Origin of the sequence: Haloarcula salina, from assembly GCF_010119195.1 — an archaeon.
GTDB lineage: Archaea > Halobacteriota > Halobacteria > Halobacteriales > Haloarculaceae > Haloarcula > Haloarcula salina.
Window position 1 is genome coordinate 200,138 of sequence record NZ_WRXL01000006.1, and the last position, 21,115, is coordinate 221,252.

At 68.8% G+C, this 21,115-nt stretch carries 24 protein-coding genes; 15 read left to right on the forward strand and 9 right to left on the reverse strand.

The genetic code is table 11. The annotated features are described in order from the left end of the window. Positions 1–82 precede the first annotated feature (82 nt). Entirely contained in the window at positions 83–1,165 is a 1,083-nt protein-coding gene (locus tag GM656_RS16115) for a M20 family metallopeptidase (protein WP_162414705.1), read from the reverse strand. 128 nt (positions 1,166–1,293) lie between these two features. Here GM656_RS16115 and GM656_RS16120 point away from each other — a divergent pair, with 128 nt between their 5' ends. The 5 genes from GM656_RS16120 to GM656_RS16140 all read left to right on the forward strand — a co-directional run bounded on the left by GM656_RS16120 (position 1,294) and on the right by GM656_RS16140 (position 5,393). Beyond that, positions 1,294–1,548 carry a hypothetical protein gene (locus tag GM656_RS16120; protein WP_162414706.1) on the forward strand — a complete coding sequence of 85 codons (255 nt, stop codon included), beginning with the start codon at positions 1,294–1,296 and terminating at the stop codon, positions 1,546–1,548. Between the two features lie 61 nt (positions 1,549–1,609). Further along, positions 1,610–3,487 carry a PINc/VapC family ATPase gene (locus GM656_RS16125; protein WP_162414707.1) on the forward strand — a complete coding sequence of 626 codons (1,878 nt, stop codon included), beginning with the start codon at positions 1,610–1,612 and terminating at the stop codon, positions 3,485–3,487. Positions 3,488–3,498: 11 nt separating this feature from the next. Continuing rightward, a complete protein-coding gene (locus GM656_RS16130; protein ID WP_162414708.1) occupies positions 3,499–3,981 on the forward strand; it encodes an MOSC domain-containing protein in 483 nt (160 codons plus the stop codon). A 27-nt stretch (positions 3,982–4,008) separates the two neighbouring features. Further along, the gene (locus tag GM656_RS16135) at positions 4,009–4,830 is read left to right on the forward strand and encodes a YqcI/YcgG family protein (RefSeq protein WP_162414709.1); all 822 of its coding nucleotides are present in this window, start codon (positions 4,009–4,011) and stop codon (positions 4,828–4,830) included. Further along, positions 4,830–5,393 (forward strand): cysteine hydrolase family protein, encoded by a 564-nt coding sequence (locus tag GM656_RS16140; protein WP_162414710.1) that lies wholly within the window; start codon positions 4,830–4,832, stop codon positions 5,391–5,393. Before GM656_RS16135 ends, GM656_RS16140 begins: the two co-directional genes overlap by 1 nt. Positions 5,394–5,445: 52 nt before the next feature. Here GM656_RS16140 and GM656_RS16145 read toward each other — a convergent pair whose 3' ends face one another. Continuing rightward, on the reverse strand, positions 5,446–5,709 hold the full coding sequence (locus GM656_RS16145) for an ArsR family transcriptional regulator (protein WP_162414711.1): 264 nt from the start codon (positions 5,707–5,709) through the stop codon (positions 5,446–5,448). 114 nt (positions 5,710–5,823) lie between these two features. On the opposite strand from GM656_RS16145, the gene GM656_RS16150 reads away from it, so the two are divergent. Further along, positions 5,824–6,120, forward strand: coding sequence for an EMC6-like membrane protein (locus GM656_RS16150; RefSeq protein WP_367397974.1), 297 nt, complete (start codon positions 5,824–5,826; stop codon positions 6,118–6,120). Positions 6,121–6,122: 2 nt separating this feature from the next. Next, positions 6,123–7,955 (forward strand): ribosome biogenesis/translation initiation ATPase RLI, encoded by a 1,833-nt coding sequence (locus GM656_RS16155; protein WP_162414712.1) that lies wholly within the window; start codon positions 6,123–6,125, stop codon positions 7,953–7,955. Between the two features lie 243 nt (positions 7,956–8,198). On the opposite strand, the gene GM656_RS16160 is transcribed toward GM656_RS16155, so the two are convergent. After that, the gene (locus GM656_RS16160; protein ID WP_162414713.1) at positions 8,199–8,984 is read right to left on the reverse strand and encodes a hypothetical protein; all 786 of its coding nucleotides are present in this window, start codon (positions 8,982–8,984) and stop codon (positions 8,199–8,201) included. A 239-nt stretch (positions 8,985–9,223) separates the two neighbouring features. Continuing rightward, positions 9,224–9,745: an archaemetzincin family Zn-dependent metalloprotease gene (locus tag GM656_RS16165; RefSeq protein ID WP_162414714.1), complete on the reverse strand. Its 522-nt coding sequence runs from the start codon at positions 9,743–9,745 to the stop codon at positions 9,224–9,226. Between the two features lie 39 nt (positions 9,746–9,784). Between GM656_RS16165 and GM656_RS16170 the strand changes: the two genes are divergently transcribed. The 4 genes from GM656_RS16170 (at position 9,785) to npdG (ending at position 12,267) form a co-directional block, all read left to right on the forward strand. Further along, positions 9,785–10,189, forward strand: a complete 405-nt coding sequence (locus tag GM656_RS16170) for a UPF0146 family protein (protein ID WP_162414715.1) — start codon at positions 9,785–9,787, stop codon at positions 10,187–10,189. 19 nt (positions 10,190–10,208) lie between these two features. After that, positions 10,209–11,081: a TIGR01548 family HAD-type hydrolase gene (locus GM656_RS16175; RefSeq protein ID WP_162414716.1), complete on the forward strand. Its 873-nt coding sequence runs from the start codon at positions 10,209–10,211 to the stop codon at positions 11,079–11,081. 74 nt (positions 11,082–11,155) lie between these two features. Beyond that, entirely contained in the window at positions 11,156–11,545 is a 390-nt protein-coding gene (locus GM656_RS16180; protein WP_162414717.1) for a hypothetical protein, read from the forward strand. Positions 11,546–11,598: 53 nt separating this feature from the next. After that, a complete protein-coding gene (gene npdG / locus GM656_RS16185) occupies positions 11,599–12,267 on the forward strand; it encodes an NADPH-dependent F420 reductase (RefSeq protein WP_162414718.1) in 669 nt (222 codons plus the stop codon). A 288-nt stretch (positions 12,268–12,555) separates the two neighbouring features. Here the strand turns inward: npdG and GM656_RS16190 are convergent, their stop codons facing one another. Beyond that, on the reverse strand, positions 12,556–12,822 hold the full coding sequence (locus tag GM656_RS16190; RefSeq protein WP_162414719.1) for a thioredoxin domain-containing protein: 267 nt from the start codon (positions 12,820–12,822) through the stop codon (positions 12,556–12,558). Between the two features lie 118 nt (positions 12,823–12,940). Here GM656_RS16190 and GM656_RS16195 point away from each other — a divergent pair, with 118 nt between their 5' ends. From GM656_RS16195 to GM656_RS16205, 3 genes are read left to right on the forward strand one after another with little or no spacing between them, the layout of a single operon-like run. Further along, positions 12,941–13,099 carry a preprotein translocase subunit Sec61beta gene (locus tag GM656_RS16195; RefSeq protein ID WP_162414720.1) on the forward strand — a complete coding sequence of 53 codons (159 nt, stop codon included), beginning with the start codon at positions 12,941–12,943 and terminating at the stop codon, positions 13,097–13,099. Between the two features lie 41 nt (positions 13,100–13,140). Continuing rightward, the gene (locus GM656_RS16200) at positions 13,141–13,515 is read left to right on the forward strand and encodes a DUF7532 family protein (RefSeq protein ID WP_162414721.1); all 375 of its coding nucleotides are present in this window, start codon (positions 13,141–13,143) and stop codon (positions 13,513–13,515) included. Continuing rightward, entirely contained in the window at positions 13,512–14,912 is a 1,401-nt protein-coding gene (locus GM656_RS16205; protein ID WP_162414722.1) for a DUF402 domain-containing protein, read from the forward strand. Before GM656_RS16200 ends, GM656_RS16205 begins: the two co-directional genes overlap by 4 nt. A gap of 10 nt (positions 14,913–14,922) precedes the next feature. Here GM656_RS16205 and GM656_RS16210 read toward each other — a convergent pair whose 3' ends face one another. After that, the gene (locus GM656_RS16210) at positions 14,923–16,317 is read right to left on the reverse strand and encodes an LVIVD repeat-containing protein (RefSeq protein ID WP_162414723.1); all 1,395 of its coding nucleotides are present in this window, start codon (positions 16,315–16,317) and stop codon (positions 14,923–14,925) included. Positions 16,318–16,406: 89 nt separating this feature from the next. Next, on the reverse strand, positions 16,407–16,988 hold the full coding sequence (locus GM656_RS16215) for an LURP-one-related/scramblase family protein (RefSeq protein ID WP_162414724.1): 582 nt from the start codon (positions 16,986–16,988) through the stop codon (positions 16,407–16,409). A 195-nt stretch (positions 16,989–17,183) separates the two neighbouring features. Between GM656_RS16215 and uvrA the strand changes: the two genes are divergently transcribed. After that, entirely contained in the window at positions 17,184–20,159 is a 2,976-nt protein-coding gene (gene uvrA / locus GM656_RS16220) for an excinuclease ABC subunit UvrA (protein ID WP_162414725.1), read from the forward strand. Here uvrA and GM656_RS16225 read toward each other — a convergent pair. Further along, on the reverse strand, positions 20,156–20,707 hold the full coding sequence (locus GM656_RS16225) for a DUF3368 domain-containing protein (RefSeq protein WP_162414726.1): 552 nt from the start codon (positions 20,705–20,707) through the stop codon (positions 20,156–20,158). The genes uvrA and GM656_RS16225 overlap by 4 nt on opposite strands. Then, entirely contained in the window at positions 20,704–21,000 is a 297-nt protein-coding gene (locus tag GM656_RS16230; protein WP_162414727.1) for a UPF0175 family protein, read from the reverse strand. Before GM656_RS16230 ends, GM656_RS16225 begins: the two co-directional genes overlap by 4 nt. Positions 21,001–21,115 lie beyond the last annotated feature (115 nt).

Below are 21,115 nucleotides of genomic sequence, written 5' to 3' on the forward strand. Positions count from 1 at the left end.
TAAAGACCCGGTGTCGGCGGTAAGGGGCGTCGCGATAGCGCGGGGCCGCGCGGTCAGCGCGGGCGCGGTCCCGAACCCCGACTCACGCCGGCGGCCACGTCTCGGCGACGCGCTCGTAGACCTCGCGACAGCGTTCCAGCACGGCGAGCGAGACGCTCTCGTCGGCGGTGTGAGCCTCGCCGGGTTCGGCCGCGCCGGCGACCACGCAGTCGGTGCCCGCCTCCGCGAGCCAGCCGGCGTCGGTCGCGTGGGGCTTGACGACGTGGTCTGGCGCGCCGTCCTGCGCTCCAGTGACGGCGTCCAGCACCGTGTCCGCGAAGTCGGCGTCGCCGCAGGCCATCGGCGGGAGGTCCTGGTCGACGCGCCAGGCCACGCCGTCGACGGTCTCGGCGCGGTCCAGCGGGGCGCGCTCGCCGGGGACCGTCCGCTCGTCGACCGTGACCGCACAGCGCTCGGGGATGACGTTCCAGGCCGACCCGCCCTCGATCTCGGTGACGGCGACGCTCCCTCGGAGGTCGTGGCCCAGCACGGTCGTCGACGGGAAGTCCAGATCGCGGACCACATCGACGGCGTCGGTGGCGCGGTAGATGGCGTTCTCGCCGGCGTCGGGTTCGCTCGCGTGGGCCGCCCCGCCCTCGGCGACGAGCGTCGACCCACGCCGGCCCTTGTGCGCGACGGCCACGTCGGTCACGCCGGCGGCGGAGTAGCCGGTCGACCCCTCGCCGACGACGGCGTAGTCCGGCGCGAACCCGTCCTCGATGGCCGCCTGACAGCCGAGTCCGCCCTGCTCCTCGCCGACGAACGAGGCGAAGACCAGTTCGCCCGCCGGGTCGGCGTCCCGGACGGCCAGCATCGCCGCGGCGACGCAGCCCTTCATGTCGGCCGTGCCGCGGCCGTACAGGCGGCCCTCGCGCTCCTCGACGACGTAACCGCCGTCGGCGTCGACCTGCGACTCGTCCGGCGGGACAACGTCGTGGTGGCCGACCAGGGCGAGCGACGCGTCACCGTCGCCCCGTTGGGCGATTACGTTCCCGTGGTCGTCGCGCGTGACGGCGGCGTCGGTGTGGTCCCGGAGCCACGATTCGACGAAGTCGCCGGCGGCCGACTCGCCCTCGTGGCTGGGTATCGAGACGAGGTCGCGGGTGAGCGACGCGAGCGATGACATACACCGTTCGGGGAGCGGCCGGGCCAAAAAGTCAGGGGCGGAGGGTGGCATCGGTGGGCCAGCCGGGATGAGGTGCCCAAACAATTCGGGAGTGGTGCTATTCCGCGCTTTCGCATAGCAACTACACGATGCGACGCGAGCAAACGGTCGACGGTCTCACGTCCGACTCGGCAACCGAACTCCGCCGCGCGGCCCGCGGGAACGAGCACGTAGCGGTCGCGGACGCGACCGACGACTCCGTCCGAGTCGTCGGCGAGGACGAGGGTCTCAGGGAACTGGTTCGGACGCTCTGGGTCCGCGAACTGTCTGCACAGGAGTTCGGCCAGCCCGGACTCGCGGCCGCGGACCGGGCGGTTCGCATGCGACTCCAGCGGCAGGTGTAGCGGCGCGAACGCCGGCTACCGACTCCACACCCTTTTCAACGTCAGCCCTCCAACGGAGCGTATGGAAATCGTACCGGACACGAGCGTGGTCATCGACGGCCGCGTGTCCGAGCAGATCGAAGCCGACGCCGACCCGGACACCGACGTGGACGGCATGGGCTTCGCCGGCGCGACAGTCATCGTCCCCGAAGCCGTCGTCGGCGAACTCGAGGCGCAGGCCAACGACGGCCGCGAGACCGGCTGGGAGGGCCTCGAAGAGCTTCAGACGCTCGTCGACCTGGCCGACTCCGGCACCATCGACCTGGAGTACGTCGGTCGCCGCCCCGACGCCGTCGAGAAGCGCGAGGCCGGCGAGGGCCAGATCGACGCGCTCATCCGCGACGTGGCTCAGGACCGCGGGGCGACGCTCGTGACCAGCGACGACGTGCAGGCGGAGGTGGCCCGCGCGAAGGGCCTCGACGTGGAGTTCGTCGAGCCGCGCGGGCGCACCGTCGACCGCCTCCAGATCGAGAACTTCTTCGACGAGGGGACGATGAGCGTCCACCTCAAGGTCGGGGTCCAGCCCTACGCGAAGAAGGGGTCCATCGGCGACATGCACTACCAGCCCATCCGCGACGACATCGCCACGGAGGCGGAACTGCGGGGGTACGCCGAGGACGTCGAGGAGGCCGCCCGGTCGTCGCCGGACGGCTTCGTCGAACTCGACGAGCCGGGCATGACCATCGTCCAGTTCCGCGACCTCCGCATCGCGATGGCGCGCCCGCCGTTCTCGGACGCACGCGAGATCACCGCCGTGCGGCCCATCGTCAAGACGGACTTGGACGACTACGAGCACGCCGACGAGCTCCGCGACCGCTTCACCGAGCACCAGCGCGGCGTCCTCATCTCCGGGTCGCCCGGGGCCGGGAAGTCCACGTTCGCCCAGGCCGTCGGCGAGTTCCTCGTCGACGCCGACTACGCCGTCAAGACGATGGAGAAGCCACGTGACCTCCAGGTCGGGCCGAACATCACCCAGTACACCGAACTCGGCGGGTCGATGGAGAAGACGGCCGACTCGCTGCTGATGGTCCGGCCGGACTACACCATCTACGACGAGGTGCGAAAGACCGACGACTTCGAGGTGTTCGCGGACATGCGCCTGGCCGGCGTCGGCATGGTCGGCGTCGTCCACGCGACCCGCGCCATCGACGCGCTCCAGCGCCTCATCGGCCGCGTCGAACTCGGCCTCATCCCGCAGATCGTCGACACCGTCGTCTACATCGAGGCCGGCGAGGTCCACACCGTCTACGACGTCTCGACCGAGGTCAAGGTCCCGCAGGGCCTGATGGAGGAGGACCTCGCGCGACCGGTCATCATGATCAAGGACTTCGAGACGGGCCGCCCCGAGTACGAGATATACACCTTCAACCGGCAGGTCGTCACGGTCCCGCTGAACGACGACGAGGACCAGCCTGACTCCGGCGTCGACCGCCTCGCCAAGCAGGAGGTCGAACGCGAGATCCGCTCCATCGCGAGGGGTCACGTCGAGGTCGAACTGCGCGGGCCGAACACCGCCGTCGTGTGGGTCGAGGACGACGACATCTCGCAGGTCATCGGCAAGGGCGGCGGCCGCATCTCCGACGTGGAGAACCGCCTCGGCATCGACATCGACGTGCGGACCTTCGAGGAGCGCCCGACGGGCCCCTCCGGCGGGCCGCAGACCGACTCCGGCGGCAAGCAGGGCGAGATCGTCCAGCCGGAGGTCACCTCCCGGCACGTCATCGTCCCGCTGGACGGGCATTCCGGCGACACCGTCGAGCTACAGGCCGACGGCGAGTACCTGTTCACCGCGACCGTCTCGCGCGGCGGCGAGATCCAGGTCTCGCGCGGGTCGGGCATCGCCGAGGAACTGGAGCGCGCCATCGACCGCGGCAGCACGATCACGGTCGTCCCGTCGTAGGAGGGCCCGCGATGACCGGAACCGTCACACAGATCCACGTCACGCCCGAGCGGGGAGCGGAGCCGGAGCCGGTCGAGCGCGTCGAGGCCGTCGCGGGCGCGGGATTGTGCGGCGACCGCTACTTCGACGAGTCGGGGACGTTCGCCGACCGCGAGGGGTGTGACCTGACGCTCATCGAGTCCGAGGCGCTCGCGGCGGTCGAACGCGACCACGGCATCGACCTCGAACCGGGAGCCCATCGGCGCAACGTCACGACGGCGGGGGTCGCGCTGAACCACCTCGTCGGCGAGCGATTCCGCGTCGGCGACGCCGTCTGCGTCGGAACGGAGCTGTGCGAACCGTGCGCGTATCTGGAAGACCATCTCGGCGAGTCCGGCGTCCGTGAGGCGCTCGTCCACCGCGGCGGACTCCGGTGTCGAATCGTCGAGAGCGGCGAGATTTCGGTGACTGATCGTGTAGAATTCGGCGGAGAGCGCGACGGAAGCGACAGCTAAATTGGATTCGAGTCCGTCAGTGTGAGTATGAGCGACACAGTCGTCGGCGGGCTGGTGGACCAGGCGACGCTGGTCGAGCAGGTCGACCGCGGCGTCGCGCCCGACTGGGTGGCCGAGCACTGGCGGACCTTCAGCGCGGGACTGACCGGCGAGCGAAACGACACGCCGTTCCCCTGCTTCTTCGGCGCGGAGTCGGTCCGCGACGGCGTCCCGCTGTACACGGCCGTCCCCTCGACCAGCGACCCAGACGCGCTGTTCGACCTCGGGCGGACGATACTGACGTACCTCGACACGTACCGCGACCACAGCGAGCGGGCCTCGCTGGTGACGTTCTTCCGCCCGCCCGAGCGCTCGCTGACGGAAGCCGAGTACCACGACCGCCTCTGGCATATCCTCCAGTTCCTGCACGTCCACGACCCGGCGCCGTGGCCCGAGGACATCCCGACCGATACCGACGACCCCTACTGGGAGTTCTGCTTCGGCGGCGAGCCGATGTTCCCCACGTGTCGCGCGCCGTTCTACGACGCGCGAAAGAGCCGCTACTGCCCGATCGGCCTGGAGATCACGCTCCAGCCCCGCTCGCTGTTCGAGGACCTGGACGTGACGGCCGACACCGAGGCCGGCCAGCACGCCCGCGAGGTCATCCAGGACCGACTGGAAGACTACGACGGCGTCTGTCCCCACGCCGACATCGGCGACTGGGGGGTCGACGGCGACCGCGAGTGGCCCCAGTACATGCTGTCGTCCGAGGAGTCCGAGGCCCCCGACGAGTGCCCGATGACCGTGACGCGCGAGCACCCGAAGTCGAAGTGGCTCGTCGACGCATCGACTCCGGAGCCGGCCGACTGATGGCGGCGCTCTCGCTCCCCGCGGACCCCGTGCTCGTGCTGGTGGACTTCCAGCGGGGCTTCGACGACCCGGGGTGGGGCACGCGGAACAACCCCGACGCCGAGGCGAACGCGGAGCGGTTGCTGGCCGCGTGGCGCGAGCGCGACCTGCCCGTGGTCCACGTCCGCCACGACTCGACCGAATCGGACTCCCCGCTCCGGGGCGACGACCCGGGCTTCGCGTTCAAGCCGGGACTGGAGCCGAAAGCCGGAGACGCGACGTTCGAGAAGCGCGTCAACGGCGCGTTCGTCGACACCGGCCTGGAGGCGTGGCTCCGCGAGCGCGGCCACGAGACGCTCGTCGTCTGCGGGCTGACGACCGACCACTGCGTCTCGACGACGGCGCGGATGGCCGAGAACCGCGGGTTCGACGTGGTCGTCGCGAGTGACGCGACGGCGACCTTCGAGCGCGCGCTCGACGGCGAGCGCTTCGAGCCGGATCTGGTTCACCGGACGGCGCTGGCGCACCTTCGGGGCGAGTTCGCGGCGGTGGCGTCGGCGGACGACGTGATCGAGGCGCTGTGAGCGCGACAGAGACGCCGCTACGGACGCGCTCGAGCGAGTGAGAGAGAAGGAATCAGTCCGAGACGGCGGCGTCGGCTTCCGCGGATTGGTCGATGATCTCGTAGAGGTTCTGGCGCGCGTCCGCGAAGTACACGTCTTCCTCGATGACGCCGACTTCGTCGAGCCGTTCCAGCGCGTAGCGGACGGTCCGCGCCGACAGCATCGACTCCTCGACGATGCCTTTCTGCGTCAGCGGGCCGTCGTACTCCAGAACCTTGTACACGAGCTTTGCGCTCGGTGGAAGGTCTGCGATGTCCTCCCCGTCAGAGTCCGTCATTACCCGTATCGAGTAGCGCCGGCCGCATAAAGATTGAGGAGTCGGCCTCGCCGCGACGGCGAGTAGCGGCCCCGAACCGCGCCCCTTTTGGTTGCGGGTAGTGGAAGGTGAGGTATGGCTACGGAAACGGCGGACGGGATGAGCTCGCACATGCGCGGGCTCACTGTCACGACGCTGACGGCCGTCGCTGGCATCGCCGCCGCGTTCGGGTCGAACGCGCTCGCGACGAGCGCATCGGACCCGCAGGGCGTCCTCGTCGTCGCGGTCGCCGTCGCGGCACAGTTCCCGATTCTGCGGGTGATCGGCATCGACACGGACGACCTCTCGACGAAGGACTTTCTCTACATCGGGTTCATGACCTTCGCGCTCTGGTTCGTCTCGTGGGGCATCCTGCTGACCACGGGAGCGTAAGCATGGCCGAGGACAGCATCGCAGTCGTCGACCTGGAGCGGTGTCAGCCCGACCGCTGTAACTACGAGTGCATGAACTACTGCCCGCCGAACCGCAGCGGGAAGGAGTGTATCGTCAAGCGCGGGGACGCCTACGAGGAGGACGAGCCCTTCGAGGGCGGGCCCGACCAGGTCCGCATCTCCGAGGAGATCTGTCTGGGCGAGTCCTGCGGCATCTGCGTCAACAAGTGCCCGTTCGACGCCATCGAGATCATCAACCTCCCGCAGGAACTGACCGAGGAGCCGGTCCACCGCTACGGCGAGAACGCGTTCGCCCTGTACGGCCTCCCCAGCCCCACCGAGGGGCAGGTCACCGGCATCCTGGGCCCGAACGGCATCGGGAAGACGACCGCCGTCCGCATCCTCGCCGACGAGATGCAGCCCAACCTGGGCCGCTACGGCGAGGAGCCGGGGTGGGACGAGATCCTCGACGAGTACCGCGGCACGGCGCTGCAAGAGTACCTCGAACAGCTCCGCGACGGCGACGTGAGCGTCGCGCGCAAGCCCCAGTACGTCGACCGCATCCCCGACCAGTTCGACGGGACGGCGGCGGAGCTGCTCGAACGGACCGACGAGCGCGGCGAGCTCGACTATCTCGTCGAGCGGACCGGCATCGCGCCCGTCGTCGACAGCCACATCGGCGACCTCTCCGGCGGCGAGCTCCAGCGCGTCGCCCTGGTCGCGACGCTGGCCCGCGACGCCGACTTCTACTTCCTCGACGAGATCACGCCCTACCTCGACATCGGCCAGCGCATGACCGCGGCGCGGCTCATCCGCGAACTCGCCGAGGACGGGGACCGCTCGATGCTCGTCGTCGAGCACGACCTCGCCATCCTCGACCTGCTCGCCGACAACATCAACGTCGCCTACGGGACCCCCGGCGCGTTCGGTATCGTCACGTCGCCCAAGTCGACGAAGAAGGGCATCAACGAGTACCTCTCGGGCTTCCTCGAGAACGAGAACATGCGGATCCGCCAGACCGAGATCGAGTTCGAGGAGCACGCCCCCCGGACCGCCTCGACCGGCGACGTGGTCATCGAGTACCCCGAACTCGAGAAGAGCTACGGCGAGGGCGAGTTCTCGCTCTCCGTCGATGCCGGGACCATCCGCGAGAGCGAGGTCCTCGGCGTCGTCGGCCCGAACGGCATCGGGAAGTCCACGTTCGCGAAGATGCTCGCCGGCCGCCTCGAGCCGACCGAGGGCGCGGTCGACAGCGACCTCGACATCGCGTACAAGCCCCAGTACATCGAGATCGACCAGCCGATGCGCGTCGACGCGTTCCTCGCCTCGATCACCGACGACTTCGGCTCGTCGTACTGGACCACCGAGATCGCCCAGCCGCTCCAGCTGGAGTCAGTGATGGAGCAGCAACTGACCGACCTCTCGGGCGGCGAGCGCCAGCGCGTCGCCATCGCGGCCTGCCTCTCGAAGGACGCCGACCTCTACCTGCTCGACGAGCCCTCGGCGCATCTGGACGTGGAACAGCGGGTGCTCGCCACCTCCGCCATCCGGCGCTACGCCGAGAACCACGACGCGACGGCGCTGGTCATCGACCACGACATCTACATGATCGACCTGCTGTCGGACCGCCTGCTCGTCTTCGAGGGCGAGCCGGCAAAGCGCGGCCGCGCCGCGCCGCCACAGGGGATGCGCGAGGGGATGAACGAGTTCCTCGAGAACCTCGACATCACCTTCCGCCGCGACGAGCGGACCTCACGCCCGCGCATCAACAAGCCGGGCTCGCAACTGGACCGCGAGCAGAAGAACGCCGGCGAGTACTACTACTCGCCGAACTGAATTGTTCCGTCATAGAGCGGGCGCGGACGCTTCGCTCGCTGCGGGCACTCCCGCCTGCGAAAATGTAGTGCAATCCTACCGCCCTGCGAGCGGGACGTGAACCGCGCGCCGGTGGCGGTCGGACGCTTGCGTACCTCGCTCGTGGCGTCGGAATCCGATGGCGTCCATCCGGCTCGGTCCGACTCTGCGTGAGTGAGGTGACACGAAGCGCTGGAGAGCGATGCAGTCGTGACAGCCGGCCTCTCACGTGGCGGACTCGTTCGCGGCGGCGAGCTCTCTGGCTGTCTCGACCCAGCCGTGGTCCGGGAAGGGAGCGGGGTGGACGTCGTACGTGTACCGATACTCGCGCTCGGCCGCGTCGAGTGTGATGTCGAACGCGTAGACGATCCCGTCCTCGGCCCCCAGCCGGAGGGTGCCGTTGAGAGCCGGTGGAACGTCGGCGGCTGTCGTCCGTTCGCCCGAAACGCGATACGTGATGACGGGGACACCGTGATGGGTCGTCCTGTTGGTGGCCGTCCACGTGTACGCGCCGAGGATGTCGGGATGGCGGCCGATGTTGGTGGGGGCAATCTGTCCGTAGTGTGGGTCGTATCTGTAGTACGCGTCGGTGGCGTTGTCGTAGACGAACTGCGGGTCAGACGTGAACTGCTCGCGTTGGTGGGCCGGGAGACTGTCGGCCGGCTGGACGAACGCGTAGGTGGTCCCGTTCCGATAGACCGTCGCGTTGTGCCACCGGTCTGTGAGTATCTCACCCGTCGAGGAGTCGATGTAATAGTCTCCTTCCACGAGTCGGCGGTCGGGCGGAGCGGTGTAGACGATGGCGTACGAGTCCCAGTGCGACCGCGGCGTGTGCGATACGTTCGCCTCGTCCGCTTCGAGCGCCGTGAAGTTGATGTGATCCGGCCCCGCTCCCGCGGGATACGTCTGCTCGGATCCCGGTGTGGTTGCTTGCGGAGCCCACACGGTCGTGAAAGCGACCACGCCGATACCGAGCGCGACGAGTGCGACGAGTCCGTAGCGACGGTCCATACAGAATCAAATCACAGCCCCACTAAGTAGCTGCCCAAGGCTCAAAACGACTCTTGTGTGTCACGGTGGTGCACATCCCGAACCGCGCCGCGAGCGCGACAGTCTCTGCACCGGACAGTGCCGAGTGTGATACACACAGGGTGGTTGCGGTTCGTTCGTCGATTCCGTCACGGCACGAGAGACGGGCAAGCAACGCGCGCTACCGAGCGTGGACCGTATCCAGCAAGCGACGTGCCCGGTCAGAGCACGTGACGCTGGCAGGAGCCACACAGCGAGACTTCCTTCACGTCGACCTGCCTGGCGGTGGGCGAGAAGTTCATTACGCAGCGCTTGTTGTCGCAGTGTTCGAGGCCGAGCGTGTGGCCGACCTCGTGGACGACCTCCTTTCGGACGCGCTGAGAGAAGATTTCGCCGGCCGAGCGGTTCGAGAAGCCGCCGTCGGAGGATGTCTGGAGGCGGTACGTGGAGATGACGCTGCCCGACCCGCCCAGGTAGGCGAGGCCGAAGACGTAGTTGCGCCGGCGATAGAAGAGGTCCTTTGGGGTGATGGCGATGTTCTTGCCGCCGGAGCCGACGCGCCGGGCGAGGTCGATGAACTCCTCGGCGCGGTACTGGTCGCGGTCCCCATCGTACGCGCCGGCGGGGACGGACTGTGGCTCGTGCATCGAGACCTCACAGTCGTAGACGGAGCGGAGTCCGTCGGAGGCCTCGCGCTTGACCTGCGCGGAGACCTCGCCCACCGGCACGATGTCGACGTGCATGCGAACGCATATGCGCCGGCGTGGCATAAATCTCGCGACGTGAACGACCCCACCGAGGCCCTCGTCGCGCGATTGGCGTCCGTCGATTCCGTCGTCGAGGTCGGCGTCGGAAACCGGCCGGACGTGGCGGCGGCGCTCGCCGAGCGCGGCGTCGACGTGACGGCGACGGACGTCTACGAGCGACCGGTCCCCGACGGCGTCGCGTTCGTCGTGGACGACGTGCTCGACCCCGACCGGTCGGTGTACGAGGGGGCCGACGTGGTGTTCGCGCGGAATCTTCCCCCGGAGCTCCATCGACCGCTGCTGGCGGTCGCGCGGTCGGTCGGCGCGGCGTGCTGGTTCACGACGCTCGGGGGCGACCAGCCGGCGGTCGCCGTCGAGCGCGAGCAGCTCCCGGGCGGCGAGACGCTGTACCGGGCGCGGGATAGCAAGGCGCTTGAGTGAGGCCCGCGTTCGCCCGGCCATGAAAGTCGACGCGGTCGTCCTCGACATCGACGGCGTACTTGTGGACGTGGCCGACTCCTACCGCCGCGCCATCGTCGAGTCCGTCGACCGAGTGTACGGCGACACGATCGAGAAGGCGGCGATCCAGCGGTTCAAGGACGCCGGCGGTTTCAACAACGACTGGGAACTGACGTATGCCGCGGCGCTGCTGGTCCTCGCCCGCCGCGAGTCCGCGGTCAGCGACGTGGCGGCCTTCACCGACGCCGTCGCCGAGCGCGGCGGCGGCCTCGACGCGGCCGAGGCCGTGGTCCGCGACCTCCTCGACGAACCGGCGGCCGAGCGCGTCTTCGACGACTGGGACCCCGAGCGGCTCCGCGACGTGTTCCAGGCGCTGTACCTCGGGTCGGAGCTGTACCGCGACCTCGAGGGCGGCGAACCGCCGTTCGACGCGCCGGGCTACATCAACGACGAGCCGCTGTTGCTCGACGAGGCGACGCTGTCGGACCTGCGCGAGCGCTTCGCCGTCGGCGTCGTCACCGGCCGTCCCGCGGCCGAGGCCGACATCGCGCTCGAACGCGTCGGGCTCGACCTCCCCGACGAGCACCGCTTCACGATGGACGACTGGGAGGAGGGCAAGCCCCATCCGACGGCGCTGGTGACCCTCGGCGAGCGCTTCGACGCCGAGCGGATCGCCTTCGTGGGCGACACGCTCGACGACGTGGAGACGGCGGTCAACGCCGACGCGGCGGACGACGACCGCGTGTACTACGGCGTCGGCGTCCTCACCGGCGGGCTGACTGGCGAGGCGGGCAGACGGGCCTTCGCCGCGGCCGGCGCGAGCGCCGTCGTCGAATCTGTGACCGACCTGCCGGACCTACTCGAGTCGGCGTGAGCGGGACCGCACGCGACGACGGACCGCCGTCCGCAAACGGCACCGATTTCACCGATGGGCCAGAGTCCCCCAGTATGCGACGACTGTCGACCGCGGGCTGGGCGATTCTCGTGAGCCTCTGGGCCGGCATCGTCGGCGGCGCGGTCATCCGCGAGCCCACCGTCGACCTGGTCCCGGCGTACGCCGTCGGCTGCCAGGTCGTCGCGCTGCTCGCGGCCTACTGGACGATGCGCCGCCACGACGATATCCTCGCGTCCGCGCACCGACCGGGCCGGGTCGCGCTGTTCATCCTCGCGCTGTTCTTCGTGACCGTCCCGCTCACCATCCTGCTGGACCTCCTCCTCGGCCACTCGACCCCGCTGGGTATCGCAGCGCAGTGGCTCGCGTACCTGCTGGGACTCGGAACCGGACTGTACGTCTCCTTCGCCGGCGGCTTCGACCGGGCGTGGGCGGAGTACACGTAACCGAGTGCGCCTGTCGCACAACGTTTATTCGGTGGTCGTCCGACCCCGTAGGTATGGACATCGCGTTGCTCGGTGGCACCGGTGACATCGGACAGGGCCTCGCCCTCCGGTGGGCCTACGACACGAACCACACGATCATCATCGGCTCGCGCAAGGCGGAGAAGGCGGAGACGAAAGCCGAGGAGTACGAGACGGAACTGACGAGTCGCGGGCTCGACGACGTGACCATCGACGGTCTCGGGAACGAGGCGGCCGCCGCCCGCGCTGACGTGGTCGTCGCCGCCGTCCCGGCGTACCACCTGACGGACACCGTCGAGTCGGTCGCCGACGAACTCGACGACGCGACGCTGGTCGCCCCGGCCGTGGGGATGCAGCGCGACGAGGACGGCTTCCACTACAACCGCCCCGGCGCCGGCAGCGTCACGCAACTGGCCGCCAACGCCGCCCCGGACGACACGCCCGTCGTCGGCGCGTTCCACAACCTCGCGGCCGGCCGCCTCGCCAACCTGGACGCCGACCTCGACTGGGACACCATCGTCGTCGGCGACGACACCGACGCCAAGGACACCGTCTGCGAACTGGCCGAGGGTATCGAAGGACTGCGCGCGCTCGACGGCGGCCCGCTCGCCAACGCCGCCGAGATCGAGGGACTGACGCCGCTGCTCATCAACGTCGCCCGGCACAACGACGGGATGCACGACCTCGGCGTGAAGTTCCACTAGTACCTTTTTACGTCACCCCCTCTCCTCGCGCGCTCGCAGAGCGCGCTGCGGGGAGCGGGTTCGCAAAAATCTACGCTAAAAACGACCTCCGAGTCGCGGCCTGCGGCCGCACTCGGAGTGAAACCGCGCGCCGCCGGCGCGCGGTATGCCTGCTGCGACTGCACAGCCGCCGGCAGCACTGTCATCGCGGGGCCTGCTTCGGCGGCCACCCCGCCCTTTCGACGCCAGCGACAAGACGCTGGCGCGGCCGCTACTGGGCAGTGTGACGAACCGCAAAAGACTGCGTCGTTACGCCGAGGCCTGCTGGAGCGCGTCCTCGATGTCGTCGGCCTGCGTGACGCCGACGAAGCGCTCGACGATGCCGTCGTCGTTCTCGACGATGAGCGTCGGCAGGGAGCGGACCTGGTACTCGTTGGCGACGTCCTGCTCCTCGTCGACGTTGATCTTCTCGAACTCCACGTCCGTCCACTCGGACTCCAAGTCCTCCAGAATCGGATCCTGAGTCTTGCAGGGGCCACACCAGTCCGCGTAGAAGTCTTTCAGTGTAACGGTCATTGTGCTCTCTTCGGCTTAGTCTGTGGTGTCAGATAAGGGTTATCCATGTGCAGTTGCGGGCGCACGACCGGCGACGAGACCCGAAAGGCTTACCGCCACCGACGAGACAGTTCGGTGTATGAGTAGCGATAGCGGCGGGCTGATGTCCAGTGCCGGGCTGGTCCGGTACTTCGACGCCGAAGACCAGAACACGATTCGCATCGACCCCCGGACGATCGTCGCCTTCGGGATGCTGTTCGGCCTGCTGATGCTCGTGCTGAACGCGATGGTCGTCTGAGTTTCCGCACTGTTTTTGTCGGCCGTCGCGGACTCCCAGACATGCACTTCACGCAGCGCGAACAGCGTGCGCTCCGCGAGGCCGGCGTCGACCAGGACACCATCGCGGCGGCGTCGGACGCCGTCGTCGACGCGACCGACGAGGCCGCCGCCGACCTCGAAGCGTTCTTCGACGACCGAGAGACGGTGTACTCGGACATGGACCGCGCTCACAGCGCCAGCGAGATTCAGGAACACGCCGTCGAGTATTGCGACCTGTTCACCCACGCCGACGACATCCGCGGCTACCTGCGCTTCGAGCGGTGGGGGGTCCCCGTCGAGGGCGGGCGGGTCCTGAGCGACGAGGTGATCGAGCTGTCGCTCGGCCCGACGGTCCACGACCGGGTGCGCTTTGCCGCCGACGAGGACGCGCTATGACCGTCAGGGTCAGGGGCATCTACGCGACGGCACTGACCCGCCTCCTTCGAGAGGACGGCCACGATATCGTCCAGGCGTCGGGCCCCATCGAAGCGCGCTTCGACGGCGCGTTCGCCGACGAGCGGGCGGCCGTGACCGTGGAGACGACGGGCGACCAGCAGGGCGTCGGCGTGGTCGGCGAGCGCGACGCCGCGGCCGCGGTCGTCGATCGCCTGACCGACGTGGGCCGCGACGCGCTCGCGTGGGACGACCCGACGCCGGTGGGCGCGGTCTACGACGGGACGGTGACGGAGACGCTGGGCAGCGGCGCGGTCGTCGACCTCGGTGACGGCGAGGGGTTTCTCCCCTACTCGTCGTCGGCCGAGCGCGTCGAGACGGGCGACGCCGTCCGCGTGCAGGTCGTCGAGGCGAGCGCGCCGTGGGACGACGACCGACCCGTGCTGGACACGACGGTCGCCGTCCGCGGCGAACTCCTCTCGCTCGTGCGCGGCGGGAGCGGCCCGTCGTCGGGGACCGGCGGCCCGGCGATGCTCGACGTGATCGCCGCGGACCCGCGGGACGGCTGGGGCGTCTCCTGGGAGGGGGCGAGCGAGGACGCCAGCTTCGATGCGCTGGCCGACGCCCTGGAGGCGGCGAACGAGCGGGCGGCCGAGATCGACGCGACGCTGGCCGACGCCGACGCACCGGCAGAGAGCGCGCCCGTCTGTCACCACCCAGGACTGGCGACGACGTGGTGCTGGTTCGGTCGCGAGAGCCGCTTCGCGCTGGACGACGCCCGCCGCGAGGTGACGGCGACGATGCCGGGCCACCACCGCGTGAAGGCCGGCGACCGCGCGGCCAGCGCCGCCGTCGACTACGTCGAGGCGCTGTGCGACGAGCCCGAGACCGGCGAGTCCGACTTCCCGTTCGCCGTGACGGCCCGGCAGTTCGGCCCGCAGGTCGGCGGGTCGATCGCGCTCGGGCACGGCAAGCCCGACGGCCGCCTCATCACGCTCGGCAGCGGCGAGGTGCAGTCGGTCGACGACGACGGCACCGTGACCATCGAGCGCGAGCTGAGTGCCGGGGGGACCTACGACGCGCTGGGCGTGCCGAAAGAGGCCGGCGACGTGGCCGAGACCAAACTGAAGGAGGGGCGCTGGTGGTATCCCACCGTCTACCGCGACCGCGACGGGGCGAAGAAGGGGACCTACGTCAACGTCTGCACGCCGGTCGAGGTCTTCCCCGACACCGCCCGATACGTCGACCTCCACGTCGACGTGGTGAGACACGCCGACGGGACGGTCGAGCGGGTCGACGACGACGAACTCGACGCCGCCGTCGAGCGCGGGAACGTCCCCGAGAACCTGGCCGACCGGGCGCGCAGTGTCGCCGCAGCGGTCCGGAGCGCGCTGGAGTGAGACCGGGCGCTCAGCGCCGGGCGCGCCAGGCGGCGAGCGCGACCGCCGCGAGCGCGGTACCGATTCCGAAGCCGGGACCGCCGACGCCAAGCGCGGTGCCCTTGGCCTCGGCTCCCGAAGGTGAAGCGGCCCCGGTCGGCGTGGGCGTCCGAATCCGCGGGTCCGGGAACGCGTAGACGCCGGGCTGGACCTCCGTCCCGCCGTTGGCGTCGGTGCAGGCGGCGACGAAGCAGCCGTCGGCCCGCCGGGCGGTCCAGAACGAGGCCGCCTCCGAGTCGCGCCACTCGAACACCAGATCGGGCGCGGCGGGGTCGCGCACGTCGTGGACGCGGACGCCGCCGTTGTACCACGCCGAGTAACAGCGGCCGGCGGTCAGCTCGAAGTTGTGAGCGGTGGTGAGAATGCCACCGGGCGAGGGGTCCGACGTCGCCGGCGGGTCGAGCGTCGCCACGGGTTCGGGCGCGGTCGGGTCGGTGATGTCGTACAGTTCGATGCCGCTCGGACCGCCCGTGCCGTCGTCGTCGATCTCCCAAGACTCGCCGCCGACGCCGAGCAGCGACGCGTCGTCGTCCACCGTGACGAAGTGGTCGTTCCCGGGCGGTTCGCTCCGCTCGACGCCCGGGTCGTCGATCGCCGCGAGTTCGGCCGGCGAGCGCCCGCGGACTTTCGAGACGACCGAGGGGGCGGCGGGGTCAGACACGTCGAGTATCCACGTCCCGCCATCCCAGTACGCGAGGTACGCGCGGCCGTCCTGCACCCACACGTCGTGGAGCGGCCACAGGCCCGAGGGCACGTCGTCCCACGCGTCGTCCGCGTCGAGCAGCGACCACGTGCCGACTTCGCGGCCGGTCTCGGTGTCGACGATCGACAGCGGATTGCCGTCGCGGCTGTTCGCCGTCAGGTAGGCGTAGCGGCCGTCGAAGTCGCAGTTGTGGATGCGCGTGTCGAGTTCGACGCCGGCGATCCGCTCGGGGTCGCGGCGGTCCGCCACGTCGAAGACGATGAGGCCGCGCGCGCCGTCGGCGGGGTGGGCCGGACCGGCGACGAGCAGGCGCGTCCCGCTGACGGCGAGGTCCTGCACGCGCTGGATCGGCCCGTCGGCGCTGTCGGCCAGCAGGTCCCGCTCCAGCCCGATGAGCCGCGGGTTCGTCGGCGTGACGAGGTCGACGAACGCGACGCCGTCGCCCGTCGCGACGTAGGCGGTGTGGCCGTCCGGGCTGGTGACCACCTCGTAGACGGCGTCCATGGCGAGGACGCCCAGCGGGTCGTCGCCGGTGGGCATGCTCGCGGGGCCCGGCGCGGCCGTGCCGCCGTCGGTCGGCGTCGGGTGGGCGCCCGCGCGTCCCGCAGTCAGCCCGATGCCCGCTCCGGCACCGAGTCGTCGGAGGACCGTCCGGCGGCGCATGGCTGTCCCTGCGGGAGCCACGGCAAGAAGCGTTCCGGTGGGAGCGACGGGCTGTCGGCGCTCGGGCAGCCAGGGGAGGGGGCGACCGCTCAGTTGCCCTGGATGGCGTCGATGACCATCGCGGCGGCGACGATGGGCTCTTTCGGGACCGAACTGGCGTCGTCGATGCTGATCTCGTAACGGTCGCGGAAGGAGAACTGGCCGTCGATGGTGCCGACGTGACCGCCGTCGGCGTCGGTGATCTCGTACTTGTGGGGGATCAGCTCGCCGAACGGGAGGAGGTTCCGAGCGAGCGTGACGAGCGCGCCGCGGGACGTGATCTTCGCCAGCGCCTCGCCGGAGTCGGCGTCGCGGACCGTCCACACGTCCTGAAAGACGGAGAAGTCGTTGTCGAGGACGACCACGTCCTCGCCCGTCCGGGCGTCGGTGAGCATGTAGTTGCCCGCCACGTCGAGGATGCCGCCGGCGTTGACCTCGAACACCTCGTTCCCGTCGGCGTCGACGAAGGGGAACTGCTCTTTCATCTTGAACATCTTCTGCTTGCCGCGGAGGACGACGTTCCCGGCGGCGTCCATCGCCTTGTACTTGTTGCGAATCAGGCTCTGCTCGACGGTGTAGCGGTCGTCGGAGAGGTCGATGCCCGAGATGTCGTACGTGGAGGACTGACTCATACACGGAGTCCACAGAACCCTCCGCATTGAAAGTTTCGACCGCCTGTGGCGAAAAATAAATCGGCGTGAGCGGGGCGGGTCGTCCCGGACCGCCGGGCGTGCCCGGTCGCCGGCCTGAACTGTGCTGGTCGGTCGCGGGGACCAGCGACTGCAACCGACAGGGTTTCGGCGGTCCCGCACTTGGGGAACCCATAGATGAGCAAGGACGTTATCGAGGTCCGAGGGGCCGAGGAACACAACCTCAAGGACGTCGACGTGGAGATCCCCCGCGAGGAGCTGACGGTCGTGACGGGGCTGTCCGGCTCGGGGAAGTCTTCGCTCGCCTTCGAGACGGTGTACGCCGAGGGCCAGCGCCGGTACATCGAGTCGCTGTCGGCGTACGCCCGGAACTTCCTGGGCCAGATGGACAAGCCGCAGGTCGAGAACGTCGAGGGGCTGTCGCCGGCCATCTCCATCGACCAGAAGAACGCCGCCAACAACCCCCGCTCGACGGTGGGGACCGTCACCGAGCTACACGACTACCTCCGCCTGCTGTACGCCCGCGTCGGCACGCCGCACTGTCCCGAGTGCGGCCGCGAGGTGGGCGAGCAGTCCGCCCAGAACATGGTGTCGCGCCTGCTCGAACTCCCCGAGGGGACCCGAGCGAAGCTGTGTGCGCCGGTCGTCCGCGACCAGAAGGGGGCCTTCGAGGACCTGTTCGACGACCTCGTGAGCGAGGGGTACAGCCGCGTCGAGGTCGACGGCGAGTCTTACGACCTCACGCTCGACCGACCCGACCTCGACGAGAACTACGACCACACGGTCGACGTGGTCGTCGACCGCGTCAAGATCGCGCCGGACGCCCGCTCGCGCATCACCGACTCGGTGGAGACCGCGCTGACCGAGGCCGACGGGACGCTGAAGGTCATCCTCCCGGACCCGCCGGAGGGCGCGGCCGAGACGCTCGGCGGATCGGACGCCCGCGCGACGGGCGACCTGGCCGGCGACGGGGCCGACGGCGGCGAGCGCGAGCGCCTCGTCGTCGAACTCTCCGAGGACCTCGCCTGCACCCACTGCGGCATCGACATCTCGGAGATCGAGACGCGCTCGTTCTCGTTCAACTCCCCCCACGGGGCCTGCCCCGAGTGCGAGGGGCTGGGCGAGACAAAGGAGGTCAGCGAGGACCTCGTGATCCGGGACCCGTCGAAGCCGCTGAAGCACGTCTTCGAGCCCTGGAGCTACGACCGGACGTACTACTCCCGACAGCTGGACAACGTCGCCGAGCACTTCGGCGTCTCGCTGTCGACGCCGTTCGAGGAGCTTGACGAGGAGGTCCGGCGGCAGTTCCTCTACGGCACGGACGACCTCGTCCACTTCCAGTGGCGCACCAAGAACGGCACGCGCGAGAAGACCGAGCGCTTCGAGGGCGTCATCCCGAACCTCGAACGCCGCCACGTCGAGACGGACTCCGACCGCGCCCGCGAGCACATCGAGGAGTACATGGCGACAACCACGTGCCCGGCCTGTGAGGGGACCCGGCTCAAGGCGGAGTCCCGGGCGGTGCTCGTCGACGGCACGTCGATCACCGAGGTCAACGAGCTGTCCATCGGCGACGCGCTGGCGCACTTCGAGGGCCTGGAGGCGGACCTCTCGGCGCGCGACCGGAAGATCGCCGAGGAGATCCTCAAGGAGATCCGCGCCCGCCTGGGCTTCATGACCGAGGTCGGCCTGGACTATCTGACGCTGGACCGCGAGGCCTCGACGCTGTCGGGCGGCGAGAGCCAGCGCATCCGGCTGGCGACCCAGATCGGCTCGGGGCTGGTCGGCGTGCTGTACGTCCTCGACGAGCCCTCCATCGGCCTCCACCAGCGCGACAACGACCGCCTGCTGAACACCTTAGAGGAACTCCGAGACCTCGGCAACACCCTGCTCGTCGTCGAGCACGACACCGAGACGATGCGGCGGGCCGACGCCATCATCGACATGGGTCCGGGACCGGGCAAGCGCGGCGGCGAGGTCGTCGTCAACGGCCCGTTCGACGAGGTGACCGCCTGCGAGGAGTCGGTGACCGGCGAGTACCTCGCGGGCGAGCGAGCGATTCCCGTCCCCGAGGAGCGCCGCGAGCGCGACGGCGAACTCGTCGTCAGGGGAGCGCGCCAGCACAACCTCGCGGACCTCGACGTGACCGTCCCGCTGGGGACGTTCACGGCCATCACGGGCGTCTCCGGCTCCGGCAAGTCGACGCTGATGCACGACGTGCTGTACAAGGGGCTGGTCCGGCGGATGAACGACACCGACGTGAACCCCGGCGAGCACGACGACATCGAGGGCATCGACCAGATCGAGTCGGTGCGGCTCATCGACCAGTCTCCCATCGGCCGCACCCCGCGGTCGAACCCGGCGACCTACACCAACGTCTTCGACCACATCCGCGAGCTGTTCGCCGAGACGAGCCTCGCGAAACAGCGGGGCTACGAGAAGGGCCGGTTCTCGTTCAACGTCAAGGGCGGCCGCTGTGAGGCCTGTGGCGGGCAGGGCACGGTCACCATCGACATGAACTTCCTCTCGGACGTGACCGTCCCCTGCGAGGAGTGCGGCGGCGCGCGCTACAACGACGAGACGCTGGACGTGACCTACAAGGGCGCGACCATCGCCGACGTGCTGGAGATGACCGTCGAGGAGGCCTACGACTTCTTCGAGAGCCACTCGGGGATCCGCCGCCGCCTCGAACTCCTGAAAGACGTGGGGCTGGGCTACATGCGCCTCGGCCAGCCCTCGACCACGCTGTCGGGCGGCGAGGCCCAGCGCGTGAAGCTCGCCGAGGAACTGGGAAAGAAGGACTCCGGCGAGACGCTGTACCTGCTCGACGAGCCGACCACCGGGCTCCACCCGGAAGACGAGCGAAAGCTCATCGACGTGCTCCACCGCCTCACCGACGACGGCAACACCGTGGTCGTCATCGAGCACGAACTCGACCTCGTGAAGAACGCCGACCACGTCGTCGACCTCGGGCCCGAGGGCGGCGAGAACGGCGGCGAACTGGTCGCCGAAGGGACCCCGGAGGACGTGGCCCGGACGGAGGAATCGTACACCGGGCAGTACCTCCGCGACCTGCTGCCGAACGTCGAGCTTGAAGGGCCTCGCGCCGACCGCGAATCGGCGGCCGAACAGCCGGCCGCGGACGACGACTAATCGGCCGCGTCGTCGATCAGTTGTTCCGCTCGCTTCACGAGACTCGCACTGAGGCGGGCTCCGACTTCGTCCATCGCGTAGAGTGTCTGTTTGGCGTCTTCGGCGGTACACTCGCCACGCTCGACTGCTCGTATCAGGACACCGATCGATCCGGAGATGAGGATCGACAGCGCCTTGCAGGTCTGTCGAAGCGGTTTGTCGTCAGTTATCACGACTGGCCGATCGTTTCTTAATGCCATCGCAAGAAGTCCGACATCGCCTGTAAAATCAGATTCATCTTCAACTCCTAATTGGGAAGCCGCCGTCTGAACGTACTCATCGATGTCATCGAATATATTTTTATTTTTTAGTATTGGTTCAAATTGTACCCAGTTATCACTCGCACTCTCTAGATCTTTCATCGCTGGGTTCGTTTTAATTTCTTTAAAAACAGATACTGGGATTACAATCTTCCCATCCAAGCCTCGTAAAAGGTCCAAAGAGTTGGTCTCCGAAAGCGTGATCCAGACGCTCGCATCAACCAACAACGTCCGGTCGCGGTCGGTCATCGCAACGCATCCACGTCATCCGCGAGGTCGACCTCGTCGTAGTTCGACAGCACTCCGCGGTCGTTCGCTTCAGCCATCATCTCCGCGATGGTGACCCCAGCCAAATCCGCCGCACCGCGCATCCCGATCTCTCCGTCCTGATAGCGCTGGAGAGCGACCCGAATGAGTTCCTCGCGAGCGCCCTGCCGGATCGCCTGCCTGATCGCGTCGCTCCGGCTCTCTCCTTTCGCCTCGGCGAGACGCGCCACCAGATCGAGTTCCGTATCGCTCATTCGAGTCGTGACGTTCTCCATGCGGAATGCAACGTGTTGCATCGTATTAAGCGTGCGGTCATACCCGACAATTGTGCCGTGTTCCGGGATAAATCTCCGAACCAGCCACCAACGCTTTTGTCGGGGGAGCCACCTG

Excerpts from the sequence above, each read along its gene's own strand:
- GM656_RS16115 (WP_162414705.1), bottom strand. The coding sequence starts at position 1,165 with ATGTCATCGCTCGCGTCGCTCACCCGCGACCTCGTCTCGATACCCAGC.
- GM656_RS16120 (WP_162414706.1), top strand. The coding sequence starts at position 1,294 with ATGCGACGCGAGCAAACGGTCGACGGTCTCACGTCCGACTCGGCAACC.
- GM656_RS16125 (WP_162414707.1), top strand. The coding sequence starts at position 1,610 with ATGGAAATCGTACCGGACACGAGCGTGGTCATCGACGGCCGCGTGTCC.
- GM656_RS16130 (WP_162414708.1), top strand. The coding sequence starts at position 3,499 with ATGACCGGAACCGTCACACAGATCCACGTCACGCCCGAGCGGGGAGCG.
- GM656_RS16135 (WP_162414709.1), top strand. The coding sequence starts at position 4,009 with ATGAGCGACACAGTCGTCGGCGGGCTGGTGGACCAGGCGACGCTGGTC.
- GM656_RS16140 (WP_162414710.1), top strand. The coding sequence starts at position 4,830 with ATGGCGGCGCTCTCGCTCCCCGCGGACCCCGTGCTCGTGCTGGTGGAC.
- GM656_RS16145 (WP_162414711.1), bottom strand. The coding sequence starts at position 5,709 with ATGACGGACTCTGACGGGGAGGACATCGCAGACCTTCCACCGAGCGCA.
- GM656_RS16150 (WP_367397974.1), top strand. The coding sequence starts at position 5,824 with ATGGCTACGGAAACGGCGGACGGGATGAGCTCGCACATGCGCGGGCTC.
- GM656_RS16155 (WP_162414712.1), top strand. The coding sequence starts at position 6,123 with ATGGCCGAGGACAGCATCGCAGTCGTCGACCTGGAGCGGTGTCAGCCC.
- GM656_RS16160 (WP_162414713.1), bottom strand. The coding sequence starts at position 8,984 with ATGGACCGTCGCTACGGACTCGTCGCACTCGTCGCGCTCGGTATCGGC.
- GM656_RS16165 (WP_162414714.1), bottom strand. The coding sequence starts at position 9,745 with ATGCACGTCGACATCGTGCCGGTGGGCGAGGTCTCCGCGCAGGTCAAG.
- GM656_RS16175 (WP_162414716.1), top strand. The coding sequence starts at position 10,209 with ATGAAAGTCGACGCGGTCGTCCTCGACATCGACGGCGTACTTGTGGAC.
- GM656_RS16180 (WP_162414717.1), top strand. The coding sequence starts at position 11,156 with ATGCGACGACTGTCGACCGCGGGCTGGGCGATTCTCGTGAGCCTCTGG.
- npdG (WP_162414718.1), top strand. The coding sequence starts at position 11,599 with ATGGACATCGCGTTGCTCGGTGGCACCGGTGACATCGGACAGGGCCTC.
- GM656_RS16190 (WP_162414719.1), bottom strand. The coding sequence starts at position 12,822 with ATGACCGTTACACTGAAAGACTTCTACGCGGACTGGTGTGGCCCCTGC.
- GM656_RS16195 (WP_162414720.1), top strand. The coding sequence starts at position 12,941 with ATGAGTAGCGATAGCGGCGGGCTGATGTCCAGTGCCGGGCTGGTCCGG.
- GM656_RS16200 (WP_162414721.1), top strand. The coding sequence starts at position 13,141 with ATGCACTTCACGCAGCGCGAACAGCGTGCGCTCCGCGAGGCCGGCGTC.
- GM656_RS16205 (WP_162414722.1), top strand. The coding sequence starts at position 13,512 with ATGACCGTCAGGGTCAGGGGCATCTACGCGACGGCACTGACCCGCCTC.
- GM656_RS16210 (WP_162414723.1), bottom strand. The coding sequence starts at position 16,317 with ATGCGCCGCCGGACGGTCCTCCGACGACTCGGTGCCGGAGCGGGCATC.
- GM656_RS16215 (WP_162414724.1), bottom strand. The coding sequence starts at position 16,988 with ATGAGTCAGTCCTCCACGTACGACATCTCGGGCATCGACCTCTCCGAC.
- uvrA (WP_162414725.1), top strand. The coding sequence starts at position 17,184 with ATGAGCAAGGACGTTATCGAGGTCCGAGGGGCCGAGGAACACAACCTC.
- GM656_RS16225 (WP_162414726.1), bottom strand. The coding sequence starts at position 20,707 with ATGACCGACCGCGACCGGACGTTGTTGGTTGATGCGAGCGTCTGGATC.
- GM656_RS16230 (WP_162414727.1), bottom strand. The coding sequence starts at position 21,000 with ATGGAGAACGTCACGACTCGAATGAGCGATACGGAACTCGATCTGGTG.